General features: G+C 41.7%; 13 protein-coding genes. 6 read left to right on the top strand and 7 right to left on the bottom strand.

The annotated features are described in order from the left end of the window. Nucleotides 1-26 precede the first annotated feature (26 nt). The gene (locus L3V41_RS14325) at nt 27-599 is read left to right on the top strand and encodes a type 1 glutamine amidotransferase domain-containing protein (protein ID WP_062568858.1); all 573 of its coding nucleotides are present in this window, start codon (nt 27-29) and stop codon (nt 597-599) included. A 62-nt stretch (nt 600-661) separates the two neighbouring features. Here L3V41_RS14325 and trpA read toward each other — a convergent pair whose 3' ends face one another. Genes trpA through L3V41_RS14295 form a run of 6 tightly spaced genes read right to left on the bottom strand, consistent with a single transcriptional unit; the run spans nt 662 to nt 7,222 of the window. Beyond that, on the bottom strand, nt 662-1,474 hold the full coding sequence (gene trpA, locus L3V41_RS14320; protein WP_062568859.1) for a tryptophan synthase subunit alpha: 813 nt from the start codon (nt 1,472-1,474) through the stop codon (nt 662-664). Next, nucleotides 1,471-2,655 (bottom strand): tryptophan synthase subunit beta, encoded by a 1,185-nt coding sequence (gene trpB, locus L3V41_RS14315; protein WP_062565365.1) that lies wholly within the window; start codon nt 2,653-2,655, stop codon nt 1,471-1,473. The genes trpA and trpB overlap by 4 nt, the downstream gene beginning before the upstream one ends. Nucleotides 2,656-2,662: 7 nt before the next feature. After that, nucleotides 2,663-4,027, bottom strand: coding sequence for a bifunctional indole-3-glycerol-phosphate synthase TrpC/phosphoribosylanthranilate isomerase TrpF (gene trpCF, locus L3V41_RS14310; protein ID WP_237115133.1), 1,365 nt, complete (start codon nt 4,025-4,027; stop codon nt 2,663-2,665). Then, complete coding sequence (gene trpD, locus L3V41_RS14305) at nt 4,020-5,039, bottom strand: anthranilate phosphoribosyltransferase (RefSeq protein WP_062568861.1); 1,020 nt, start codon at nt 5,037-5,039, stop codon at nt 4,020-4,022. The genes trpCF and trpD overlap by 8 nt, the downstream gene beginning before the upstream one ends. A gap of 9 nt (nt 5,040-5,048) precedes the next feature. Beyond that, nucleotides 5,049-5,654, bottom strand: a complete 606-nt coding sequence (locus tag L3V41_RS14300) for an aminodeoxychorismate/anthranilate synthase component II (protein WP_237127974.1) — start codon at nt 5,652-5,654, stop codon at nt 5,049-5,051. After that, nucleotides 5,654-7,222, bottom strand: a complete 1,569-nt coding sequence (locus L3V41_RS14295; protein ID WP_062568863.1) for an anthranilate synthase component 1 — start codon at nt 7,220-7,222, stop codon at nt 5,654-5,656. Before L3V41_RS14295 ends, L3V41_RS14300 begins: the two co-directional genes overlap by 1 nt. A 445-nt stretch (nt 7,223-7,667) precedes the next feature. Here L3V41_RS14295 and L3V41_RS14290 point away from each other — a divergent pair, with 445 nt between their 5' ends. The 4 genes from L3V41_RS14290 (at nt 7,668) to L3V41_RS14275 (ending at nt 10,777) form a co-directional block, all read left to right on the top strand. Beyond that, nucleotides 7,668-8,507, top strand: a complete 840-nt coding sequence (locus L3V41_RS14290; RefSeq protein ID WP_193988684.1) for a PHP domain-containing protein — start codon at nt 7,668-7,670, stop codon at nt 8,505-8,507. Nucleotides 8,508-8,516: 9 nt separating this feature from the next. Then, a complete protein-coding gene (locus tag L3V41_RS14285; protein WP_193988685.1) occupies nt 8,517-9,137 on the top strand; it encodes an L-threonylcarbamoyladenylate synthase in 621 nt (206 codons plus the stop codon). 8 nt (nt 9,138-9,145) lie between these two features. Beyond that, nucleotides 9,146-9,982: a ScpA family protein gene (locus L3V41_RS14280; RefSeq protein WP_062568866.1), complete on the top strand. Its 837-nt coding sequence runs from the start codon at nt 9,146-9,148 to the stop codon at nt 9,980-9,982. A 207-nt stretch (nt 9,983-10,189) separates the two neighbouring features. Next, nucleotides 10,190-10,777 carry a hypothetical protein gene (locus tag L3V41_RS14275; protein WP_237127973.1) on the top strand — a complete coding sequence of 196 codons (588 nt, stop codon included), beginning with the start codon at nt 10,190-10,192 and terminating at the stop codon, nt 10,775-10,777. Between the two features lie 217 nt (nt 10,778-10,994). On the opposite strand, the gene L3V41_RS14270 is transcribed toward L3V41_RS14275, so the two are convergent. Continuing rightward, on the bottom strand, nt 10,995-11,738 hold the full coding sequence (locus tag L3V41_RS14270; protein ID WP_193988687.1) for a cysteine hydrolase: 744 nt from the start codon (nt 11,736-11,738) through the stop codon (nt 10,995-10,997). Nucleotides 11,739-11,906: 168 nt separating this feature from the next. Here L3V41_RS14270 and L3V41_RS14265 point away from each other — a divergent pair, with 168 nt between their 5' ends. Then, nucleotides 11,907-12,815 carry an AraC family transcriptional regulator gene (locus L3V41_RS14265; RefSeq protein WP_237127972.1) on the top strand — a complete coding sequence of 303 codons (909 nt, stop codon included), beginning with the start codon at nt 11,907-11,909 and terminating at the stop codon, nt 12,813-12,815. Nucleotides 12,816-12,902 lie beyond the last annotated feature (87 nt).

The raw sequence follows: 12,902 nt of genomic DNA, 5'->3' as shown, positions 1-12,902 counted from the left end.
TAGGTTTACCTAAATAAGGAGATAACATGTCAGATTTAAACAGCCAACTTAATGGTAAAAAAATTGCCATCCTCGCAACTAATGGGTTTGAGCAAAGTGAGCTATTGTCACCGCGTAGTGCTTTACTCGAAGCAGGCGCTTTGGTAGAGGTTGTGTCACTTGAACGTGGTGATATTACAGGCTGGGATGAAAACCAATGGGGTGAACGAGTCAGTGTGGACCGTGTAGTCAGCGAAGCAGACTCTGCTGAATATGACGCGTTATTATTACCCGGCGGCTTATTTAACCCAGACACACTTCGCCAGAATAGCGATGCGAAAGCGTTTGTTGATGGTTTTTTCAGTGCCGGAAAAAACAAACCCATTGCCGCGATTTGCCACGGCCCATGGTTACTAGCTGAAGTTAACAAATTACGCGACCGTACAGTAACGTCATACCCAAGTATTAAAACCGACTTAATTAATGCTGGCGCTAATTGGGTTGATCAAGAGGTGTGTGTTGATGAGGGTATAGTTACAAGCCGAAGCCCTGCTGATTTAGAGGCTTTTAACCGTAAGTTTATCGAAGAAATTAAAGAAGGCATCCACCGTCATCATTAATTACTTCTCATAATCAGTTAAACACAAAAAAGGGCCTTTAAGGCCCTTTTTTATATGATAAATTACTTAGTAGCTGCTTTCATACTGGCTACAAACTCTTTTAAACCAGTAAGCATCGCTGCTTGGTCATCCAGGTTTGCCTCGATGATTTTAACAACGGCCGAGCCTGAAATCGCACCAGCGGCCCCTGACTCGAGTGCTGATTTAACATCTTCAGGTGTTGATACACCAAAGCCTAATAAAGCCGGTGCAGCATGGTAATCTTTTAGCTTTTTAACTAATGAATCTGCTGGCATTTGCGCCTTGGTTTCTGTGCCTGTTACACCTGCGCGTGAAAGAAGGTATGTGTAACCACGACCGTATGACGCACACTCTCGTAAAGTGTCATCATCAGCATTAGGCGTTGCAATAAAAATTGGGTCGATGCCATTTTTCATTGCTGTTTGGCGAAATAGCTTTGACTCATGTAGTGGTACGTCAGCCACTAAAATTGAATCGACACCCGCTTCTTTAGCATCTTGATAAAACTTTTCGATGCCACGCTTAAACACCAGGTTTGAATACAATAATAGGCCAATTGGAATATCAGCATTGTACTCACGCACTTGTTTAATGATATCAAAGCAATCTTGGGTATTGATGTTTTCATCAAGTGCACGAATGTTGGCCGCTTGGATCACCGGGCCATCAGCAATCGGATCTGAAAATGGAATACCTAGCTCAAGGGCATCGGCACCGCCATCAATTAAGCTTTTGATAATATCTACACTCAGTGCTTTATTAGGATCGCCAATAGTAACAAACGGTACAAAGGCACCTTGGTTAGTTTCGCTTAATGTGGCGAACAGTTGTCCGTAACGGTTAGTCTGGCTCATAGTGCGCCTCCTTCTGATAATACACTGTGTACGTGAGCTAAATCTTTATCGCCTCGGCCGCTTAGGTTAACCACTAAAATAGTGTCTTCGGTTTGTTGCTCGGCATATTTAAGGGCATATGCGAGGGCATGGCTTGATTCAAGCGCTGGAATAATCCCTTCGTTCTTGGCCAGTAGTTGAAATGCTTCAAGTGCCTCAGTATCAGTAATACCAACGTACTCTGCACGGCCTGTTTCATGCAAGTGAGCATGCTGTGGGCCAACAGCAGGGTAATCAAGACCAGCTGATACAGAGTAAGACTCTTCAATTTGGCCATCATCATCTTGCATAATGTAGGTATAAGTACCGTGTAAAATGCCTTTTGTGCCTTTACATAAGGTGGCACCATGCTGGTGGGTATCTAAGCCTTTACCAGCTGGCTCTACACCAATTAGTTTTACGCTTGGCTCATCAATAAAGTCTGTGAACATACCAATGGCGTTAGAGCCTCCGCCCACACAAGCAAGCACCGCATCCGGTAAGCGACCTTCAGCTTTAAGCACTTGTTGTTTTGCTTCTTCACCAATCATTTTTTGGAACTCACGCACCATGGTTGGGAATGGGTGAGGGCCTGCTGCAGTGCCTAGTAAGTAGTGAGCGTCTTTATAATTTGCTGACCAGTCACGCAGTGCTTCGTTGACTGCATCTTTTAAGGTGCCAGAGCCCGCTGTGACAGGAATAACCTCTGCGCCCATTAGTTTCATGCGAAATACGTTTGGTTGCTGACGTTCAACGTCTTTTGCACCCATGTAAACACGGCATTTTAAGCCAAGTAGGGCACAGGCTAGGGCCGTTGCAACACCATGTTGGCCGGCACCTGTTTCTGCAATCACTTCTTTTTTACCCATGCGCTTGGTTAGTAGTGCTTGACCAAGTACTTGGTTGGTTTTGTGCGCACCACCATGCAGTAAATCTTCACGCTTTAAATACAGTTTTACCTTAGGATTTTTAACTAAGTTACGTGTCAGTGTTAATGGCGTAGGGCGACCTGCGTATTCATTTAAAAGTTTTTCGAACTCAGCCTGAAAAGCTGGATCGTTTTGTGATTTATTAAACTCTGCTTCCAGTTGCTTGAGTGCTGGCACAAGCAGCTGTGGTACAAACATACCACCGAATTCACCGAAATAAGCTGGATTTTGCATTCTAACCTCAATAATTTCTGATATGCGAAAACGCATTTTGTAATTTTGTTTGACACTTTTTACCCGCTGACGCTTCAACGCCAGAATTTAGGTCAAGGCCATTGGCACCGCGATAAAGCGCTGCATGAATATTATCTGGATTTAAACCACCGGCTAACATAAACGGCACGGTTGCCGTCTCAAGCACAGACCAATCAAATGCTTCGCCTGTGCCGCCTTTTTGGCTTTTGCTGTAAGTGTCGTATAAATGGCGATCAACCCCTTCAAGCGGCTCAGGTAACTCGCCTTTAACAGCTTGGGCTTTCCAAATTTCACAGCCAAGTGGTAATTGCTTTCTGAGACTTTGAATATACTCGCTATTCTCGTCACCATGTAATTGCACCGCAGCTAATTTTAAGCTTTGTGCATAATCAACCACTTGTTCAACAGGCGCATTGACAAAAACACCCACATACGCGAGCGGGGCACTTTGCGTTACTTGTTTAGCGCAGTCGATATCGACATAACGTGGCGACTTAGGATAAAAAATTAAGCCACCATACACAGCACCACTTGTGTAGGCTGCCATCGCGTCTTGTGAGCGGGTTAAACCACACACTTTATTTTCACCTAAAATCACTTTACGACACGCGGCTTCTAGGTCACGCTCAGCCATCAGTGAGCTACCGATTAAAAAGCCATCGCACAATGGTGCAAGGCGTTTTACATCATTATGGGTATAAATGCCCGACTCAGAAATAACCACTTTGTCATTTGGGATAAGCTGACGTAAGCGCTCTGTCGTTGCAAGATCAGTACTTAAATCACGAAGGTCGCGGTTGTTAATACCGATAAGGCTTGCATTAAGTGCAAGTGCACGACTTACTTCATGCTCATTACTGACTTCAGTAAGCACCGACATATTTAACGAATCAGCCACTTTATGAAGCGCTAAATAGTGTTCGTCATCAAGGACGGAGAGCATTAATAAAATAGCATCACCACCCGATAAACGTGCTAAGTAAACTTGGTACTCATCAATAAAGAAGTCTTTACAGATAAGCGGCTGTTCTACTTGGCTGCGCACGTACTCAAGGTACTGATAGCTACCTTGGAAGTATTTTTCGTCGGTAAGCACGCTCATACAGGTTGCGTACTTTTTATAAACCGATGTAATTTCGTCTAAATTAAATGGTTCGCGAATAAGCCCTTTTGACGGAGATGCCTTTTTACATTCTAAAATAAATTGCGTGCCTGTTGCTGCTAACGCCGCTTCAAAGTCTCGCTTGGTTGGCACAACATCTCCGATGAAAGACTCAAGCGGGCGCTGTGCTTTTCTTTGTTCTAATTCAATACGTTTGTCGGCAACAATTTTGTCTAACACGTTAGCCATGACTTACCTCAATAATTGCGTTCAATGTGTCCATCGCTTTGCCTGATGCTAATAATTCACTTACCTGATCTGCGGCTAGTTTTAAATCGCTTGCTTTACCGGTTAAATAAAGAAGTGCCGCAACGTTGGCTATAATGGCTGCGTTATGCGCCTCGTCACCGTGACCTTGTAAAATCGCTAAGCTTGCTTTTGCATTATATTCTGGGCCTTGGCCCGCTAGTTGTTCAAGTGAATAGTTTGCAAGACCAAAATCGCTTGCTGTTAGCGTGTATTCGCTCAGCTCACCGTTATTTAACTCAACCACTTTGGTTGTTCCGTGTAAGGCAATTTCGTCAGTGCCTGCACCGTGAACCACCATAGCGCGTTTTGTACCAAGGGTTTTTAAGGTTTCGGCCATTGGTAAACACAGCGAAGCATCATAAACGCCAAGCAATTGCACCTCAGGGGCAGCAGGGTTGGCTAGTGGCCCTAAAATATTAAAAATAGTGCGGGTTTTAAGAGCCGTACGCACGCCCATCGCATGGCGTACACCGCTGTGATAATGCGGTGCAAATAAAAATGCAAACCCTGTATTTTCTAAACAATAGGCAGCTTGCTCTGGGCTCATATCAATATTAATACCCAAGGCTTTTAGTAAATCCGCTGATCCCGAATTACTCGACACACTGCGATTACCATGTTTGACCATGTTAATACCCGCAGCGGCGGCAACAATAGCAGCAGTGGTACTTATGTTAATGGTGTTTGAACCATCACCACCAGTACCACAGCTGTCGGCAAGTAAGGTTTTGCTGGTTTGAAATGGCACCGCATTGGCGCGCATTGATGCCGCCGCACCGGCGATTTCATCGCTCGTTTCACCTTTTAGTTTTAGGGCGATAAGTGCAGCAGTTAATTCAATATCATTAAGCTGGCCATTCATGATGGCATCAAACAATGCAGTTGCTTGCGAAAACGATAAATCTTGCTTTGCTAATAATTGGTTTAACTGGGTTTGAGTTGTTGCTTCCATGTTATTCCTCTACTGCACGCGTGCGGTTAAAAATTCAATGCTTTGCTGTAATAGCAATGCGCCATTTGGCGTTAAAATTGACTCAGGATGAAACTGATAGCCAAGGGCATTATCTTGTTGATGGTAAATTGCCATTGGAATAGTCTCATAAGAGGCAATAACTTCCACCTCATCAGGGACTTTGGTTGCCATTAAAGAATGGTAACGAGCAACCGGCATTTTATCGCCCATACCCGCGAATACTGGGTGCTCAGTCAACGTAATAATTGATGACTTGCCATGCACAGTTTCGCCTGCATGACCAATAACCCCACCGTAGCTTTGTGTTAGTGCTTGCTGCCCTAAACAGATACCCAGCATCGGGAAGCGGCCTTTACACAGTTCAATGAGTTCCATTAAACAACCTGCATCAGATGGTGCGCTAGGGCCAGGTGAAAGCACTAATAATACAGGTACTGTCTCTTGGCACATTTTGTCAAAGATGCTTTGTGCACTGATGTTATTACGGTATACCACTAACTGGCACCCTAACATAGAAAGTTCATCGACTAAGTTATAACTAAATGAATCAAAGTTATCTAAAAAGTAAATTTTATAGGCTGATGTTATCGTCATTATTGTGCCTCGTAAGTCGATTGAATCGCAGTGATCACAGCTTGTGCTTTAGCGCGGGTTTCATTAGCTTCTGATTGTGGATCTGAATCAAACACCACACCTGCACCTGCTTGCACGTAGGCTGTGCCGTTTTTAACAAAGGCAGAGCGAATAACAATACAGCTATCCATGGCACCATCACCGGTTAAATAACCCACTGCACCCCCATAACTGCCGCGGCGTTTTTGTTCGGTTTGACGAACTAATTCAGCAGCGCGTACTTTAGGCGCACCCACTAAGGTGCCCATGTTCATGCAAGCTTGGTAAGCATGTAGCGCATCGAGTTCAGGTTTTAAAGTACCCACAACGCGTGAAACTAAATGCATCACTTGTGAGTAGCGGTCTACTTTTAATAACTCTTTAGCGTGGCGTGTGCCTGGTACGCTAATACGGGCAACATCATTTCGCGCTAAATCAACTAACATCAGGTGCTCAGCACGCTCTTTTTGGTCGTTGCGAAGTTCAAGTTCAATACGGCTGTCTAAGTCTGGGTTAATTTGCCCATTAGCAAACTTACCACGAGGGCGAGTGCCGGCAATGGGGTATACCTCGACTTGTTTACTCTGTACACAATATTTGAGGGCTGATTCGGGTGATGCACCAAATAACACAAATTCTTCATCGCGCATGTAAAACATATATGGGCTTGGGTTTTGAAGTTTTAGTTGGCTGTAAGCATGAAGTGAGTCAGGGCAGGCAAGAGAGAAAGTACGTGATGGAACAACTTGGAAAATATCGCCATCAACGATGTTCTTTTTTAATTTGATGACATGTTCGCAGTATTGCTCGTCGTTAACATCAACAGAAATTGGGTTTGAGCCTGTTTGCTTTTGCCCCTGGTAGCTTTTGGCTTTGTCACATACAGCATTTAAACGCTCTAGCTGTTGGCCGACTTCAAAGCAGTTTGCATGTACATCTGGGCCATTAAACACATTGCCAATCAGCTCAGTTGTCTTCGCTTGGTGGTCAATGACAACGAGCGTTTCAGCTAAGTAGAAAACGTAATCTGGGCAGCTGTTTTCACCGTCAGGCACATCAGAAAGGGATTCGAAATTAGCAACCATGTCGTAGGCAAATACACCGCCTAAAAACACAGAAAACGGATTGTCTGTGGTGCTTTTAATACTATTAATGCAGCTGCGTAGGGCACTAAAAGCGTTATCAGCCACTAATTTACTGGCTTCATCGGTATCACTGGCAATCTCATCGTAGGTTAACCTTAATGTGTCTTCTACAAGCTCTACCGAGCAATTTTGCACATGACTTTGTAAGTAAGGCAGTAATTGTTTGCCGTTATTTGACTGTGCTGTGAGTGTGACCTGTTTGCCTTGGCAAACAAGTCGTAGCGCTGAGTCAACCAAAATTAGACTTTTTACACTGTCTTTAGAATCAATTTCAGCAGACTCTAACAGCAGTGAATTAGGCTTATCGAGTAAACTGTATAACGCAAGTGGGCTACTTATGTAGTCACGCACTTGAGTGATACTGGTTACTTCACCCGGTGTCGTTGTTATATGACTAAAAATCAAACCTCATTCTCCCTCATTCCCAAAAACTCTTTAAAAAACAAAACCCCGCGAAGCGATGCTTGGCGGGGTTCGTATAAAGATGCCTATAAATTAGATAGACCCTTACCGTCCCGCTAAGCCAGGCGCCACCACCAGTGATGTGTAAGAGTTGCTATGTAATTCATTATAAAACCTTAAAATTTAGATATAAAAAAACCCACTACATGAGCGGGTTTAGAAATCGTTAGACACGACAATTCGTCACCCGCTAGTTACGAGTGCCACCACCAAATTGTGATTTGAATTGTTTTGTTCATTTTTGTTGCTTATTTAACGTGTCTGAAAGTGCATACAGTAAAGCGTACCTGTGCCGATACTGTCAAGTATTAATTTACCACAATTACTATAAAAATTTTGTTATACTCACATCATTGATTCAAGAACTTACGTTAAGCAGTCTTTCCCTTTGATAAAATACGATTTACATAGCCACACCACATACTCAGATGGTCAGCTATCAGTCGAGCAATTGTTACACCGCGCGGTTGAAAAAAACATTGATGTGTTTGCAATTACCGATCACGACACGTTAAGTGCGATAAAACCTGCGCGCCAAGTCATTGCAGATGATAATTTACCGCTTACATTGATTGCTGGTGTAGAAGTATCAACAAAGTGGGAAAGCTTTGAAATTCATATAGTTGGTTTAAATGTTGACGATGACAATGAATCACTGCTGTCACTATTACACGCGCAACAAGCCAAGCGTGAAGAGCGAGCAACAGAGATAGGTCGTCGTCTTGCCAAAAATGGTTTTGATGGCATTTATGAGCAAGCTAAAACATTTGCCGAGAATGCACAAATCACACGGGCGCATTTTGCCCGTGCACTAATTGAACGTGGTGTAGCTAAAAACTTCCCGGGGGTATTTAAAAAATACTTAGGGCGAGGCAAAACAGGCTATGTACCAAGTAGTTGGTGCGATATGCAAACGGCAATTGCTGCAATTCACCAAGCCGGCGGGGTTGCCGTACTTGCACACCCTGGGCGTTATCAAATGTCGAATAAGTGGCTGCGTAAGTTAATTATTGAATTTAAAGGCGCAGGTGGCGATGCCATGGAAGTGGCACAACCACAACAAGCACCCAGTGAGCGCCAGTTTTTAGGAGAGCTTAGTCGTGAATATGGCTTACTCGCGTCGCAAGGTTCAGATTTTCATTTTCCGACCAGCTGGTTGGAGTTAGGTAAAAACTTATACTTACCAAAAGATTGCCAAGGGGTTTGGCAAGCATGGGAAGGGCAATAGGAGCGTGTAATGAGTCAGTTTTTTCATATTCATCCAGATAATCCGCAACCACGCTTAATTAGCCAAGCGGTTGATATTATTAAGCAAGGCGGCGTTATAGTATACCCAACCGATTCGGGTTATGCACTTGGCTGCAACATTGGTAATAAACAAGCGAAAGAGCGCATCGAACGTATTCGTGGTATTGAAAAACACCATAACTTTACTTTGGTCTGCCGCGATTTATCGGAGCTATCAACTTATGCTCGTGTCGATAATCAGCTGTTTCGATTAATTAAAAATAACACCCCAGGGCCATATACGTTCATCTTTAAAGGCACTAAAGAAGTACCAAAGCGCTTATTAAACGAAAAGAAAAAAACCATTGGTATTCGTGTTATCGAACATCCAATTACCTGTGCTTTACTGGCTGAATTAGGTGAACCGTTAATGTCGTGTTCTTTAATTTTACCAGGGGAGCAATATACCGAAGCTGATCCTGATGAAATTCGCGAGCGTATTGAAAAGCAAGTTGATTTAATTATTCATGGTGGGTATCTTCCTGAGCAAGCAACCACAGTGATTGATTTGTCGGATGATGATATCGAAATTCTACGTGTCGGTTGTGGTGATACTAAACCATTTGAGTAGAGACTTCATTGACTAGCCAACCGCTTGATGCGACAGATAATTTACAAGAGCCAGTACAGCAAAAGCTGCCACTGGCTTTTTTGCATGGCAAAGCGGTGGTCGATAAGCCTGAAGACTTATACATTCCACCCGACGCGCTTGAAATCATTTTAGAGACCTTTGAAGGGCCACTTGATTTACTTCTGTATTTAATCAAAAAACATAAATTGGATGTGCTAGAGCTCTCTATTTTTAGTATTACTGAGCAATACGTTAGTTATGTTGAAATGATGAGCGAGTTTCAGCTTGAACTAGCAGGTGAATACCTCGTAATGGCGGCGCTATTAGCACAAATAAAATCACGATTATTACTACCAAAACATGAAGAGCTTGAAGAGGAAGAAGACCCACGAGCTGAGCTTGTAAGACGTTTACAAGAATACGAGCAATTTAAAAAAGCCGCCGAAAATCTTGATGAAATCCCTCGCGAAGGCCGCGATATCTTTGTTGCCGAAGCGCTGGTGCCAGAATTTGCTGAGCAGAATGCCTTGCTACCTGATGTTGATATGAAGGACTTGTTAGTTGCGTTAAGTGACGTTATGGCACGGGCGAAAACATTTGAGCATCACCATATTACCGCAGAGGCCTTGTCAACCCGTGAACGCATGAGTCTTATATTAGATAAACTTTCAGAAGCTCAATCACAATTACCTTTTCACACTCTTTTTACCATTGAAGAGGGGCGAAGCGGTGTTGTGGTAAGCTTTATCGCCATGTTAGAGCTGGTGAAAGAAAACCTGATCAGCTGCTTTCAGGTAGATGCCAGTAGCCAGATTTATGTTGGTTTGGTGGAAGAAAGCGAATAGCTGTAAGCTTTAAGTCAAACAAGTGGCTTGAAATAGAGTTCAAGGTTAGCCCCATAGGAAGCAATTCTGAATCTATCTTTAGTCTTTTACTAAGCTTTTTTAGCTAGTTCTTGTGTTTGAAATCTATAGTTCATGTGAGTCCTTAAATGATGTTAATTTAGAATTTGGTACGTACGAGATACACTACAATGAAGCTAAGAGATTTAAATGAAAGCCATTGAAAAAGTTACAGTAGTAAAAGAGATATTTCTTATGCTAGCAGCTATCTGTGTTGCTGCTTGGGCTGTTTATGGTACGTGGATTAAACGAGAAGAAAGTATTGCTGAACTTCAGGTTGTTGAGCTCCGACAAAAAACTAACCTAGCGTCTAGCGCACTAACTAATATTAATGTACAACAATTTATGACAGAGGGAGGAGTTGTTTTAGCAATAGGCATCACTCTGGAAAACATTGGCAATGAGGATGTTCGAGTTTTGCTTGATAATAATTCTATTTTAGTTGCAAAAATGGACTTTAAAGATGGACACGTTACCTACAACGAACCCGTGTATTTAGGGCATTCGAGATATCAAGGTAAAAATAAAATTGCTTTGCCTTTTATTGATATAGGACCTCGTGAAAAATATGATATCTCTTATGCTTATAAGGTAAGCAAGCCAGGAATATATTTGGTTAGATTTCTTTCTACGATGCATAGCAAGAGTATTGACGTGAAGATTGCAGAAAATTTTGGTGAAGATGATTTCGTAAAATATAGTACAGGTATAGAGCGGATTGTAAACGTGCAAGAGTGATCTGTCTTATAGCTGAAAGTGAATTATCCGAGTATTAAAGAGTAATTCATAGTGATTGGTTTTATCGGCTTAAGTTCTAGACTATAAAGTAAACTCTTTTTCGCCCAGATTATGCTGCCGCAAAGAGATTAATTAATATAAAAAATGATGAATGATTTTAAAAAAGGCGATTTTTAAAAGTATCGCCTTTTGAACTTTCGCTACAAGTAAAGTTTGATTAGATTTTTGTCATTAGCTTTACTGTTTCTTTGGTATTTCGAACTGAATTTGCAATCATCCGAAAATTAATTAAAGAAGCTTCATAAGCATTCATGCCTGGCAGAATTGCACCTGCGGTTGCATCTGAAACAACTTGTACTTCAAAGCCTTGCTCCATAAGTTCTCTTAAGTGAGATTCTGTACATAAATTAGATGACATACCTGCAAGTATTACTTTACCGATCCCTCTTTTTCTGAGCTGTAAGACAAGATCGTTAGAATCAGGGCCGTACATTTTATGAGGGCTGGTAACTATCGTTTCACCATCATTTATGTATTTTTTATATTTTGGTAGCCAATCAGCCCCTGAATTTTTAAATCCATCAAGTGATAATGCATCTTTACGATCAAACATGTTGATATTGTGCATAAGCACTTCTAATGAACCTTGATGTTGCCATTTATGATCATGTGGGTAGTAGTAGTGAGGAGAGATAAACAGAGGAATATCTTTCTTTTTAGCGGTCTTCATTAAAGATTCGAGGTTTTCAACAGTGTTATTTTTCGTGACACTTTCACCCACCACACCCCAAGTAACACCTTTAGGGCTTAAAAAATCCACTTGTGGATCAGTAATAACGACAGCCGTATTACCTCGAGAATACTCCATACCAGGGTTTGGTAATCCATCAGCATAAGCTGTTGAGATACTCAATACGCTCATTGTGATAGCGACACTTAACTGTTTAATACTAAATTTCATAATTACACCTTTTTGTTTACTTGTTTTAGCGCATTTATTATCACTACTAAACGAGAAATTCTTAATGTCTTAGCGTCCACAATTAGTGCTATAGCGCTTTAAGTTGTTTCACTTGCGTATTCAAAAGCTTACTATTTGAATATCGAGTGTAATGACAGGCAAATGTTGATGGATGCATTAAGTGTAGTTTTAAGAGATATTCATTTACGCGGAAGTGTTTATTTTAAAGAGTGCTTTCAATCACCTTGGGGATTGAGCGTAGCCTCAAGTAAAAAAGCTGCTTTTCATATAATTGATAAAGGGAGTTGCTGGTTAAATATTAAAGGCCGTGATGAGCAGATAAAGTTGCTGGCAGGGGATGCTGTTATTTTACCTCATGGTACTGAACATCAGTTATTAGATAATCCTAGTTCTGATTGCCTACCAGCGGCGCAGGTCGTTGAAAAAATTCACAAGGGTGAAAATCCATTCTTAGGGAGTGATGGTCAATTTAATATTGTTTGCGGTTATTTTGAGTTTGATCGTGACTCTAATCATGCATTTGTTGACTCATTGCCAGAGTTGATTCACATCACGCAGGAATATCGGCATAGCTATAGTTGGTTGAACGCCGCAATTAAAATGTTAACAAGTGAAAGTGCTAATAATAACCTCGGAAAAGAGGTGCTTATTGACCGATTGACAGATGTTTTGTTTATTCAAATTATTCGTTGTTATATAGAACATAATAAAGAACAAGAGAATTTTATCGCAGCGCTCAACAGTGGCAGTCTAAATAAAGTTTTGTGTTTACTTCATGAAAGCCCAGAACTAAATTGGACATTAGCTTCTTTAGCTGAGGTATGTAATATGTCTCGTTCAAAATTTACAGCGCGCTTTAAAGAGTCGGTAGGCGTTACACCAATGAAGTACTTGCTGGCGAGACGGATGTTCAAAGCAAAGCAGTTAATTAGTCAAACACAGTATTCTTTAACATCGATTTCAGAGATGGTGGGCTATCAATCTGAAAGCTCCTTTAAAAGTGCCTTTAAACAGTTTTTTGGAAAAACGCCCTCTAATTATCGTTCTAAGTTGTGATGATAAAAGCGGTCAGTCTTTTATAATAAATCATTAGGAATAGTTTTTGTGTTTTAAAGGTCATTTAATGAGTCTTTAAACTCACAA

Origin of the sequence: Pseudoalteromonas sp. L21, assembly GCF_021728035.1 — a bacterium.
GTDB lineage: Bacteria > Pseudomonadota > Gammaproteobacteria > Enterobacterales > Alteromonadaceae > Pseudoalteromonas > Pseudoalteromonas arabiensis.
The sequence above is the reverse complement of the archived record's forward strand: the minus strand, read 5'-3'. Positions and strand labels throughout refer to the sequence as shown.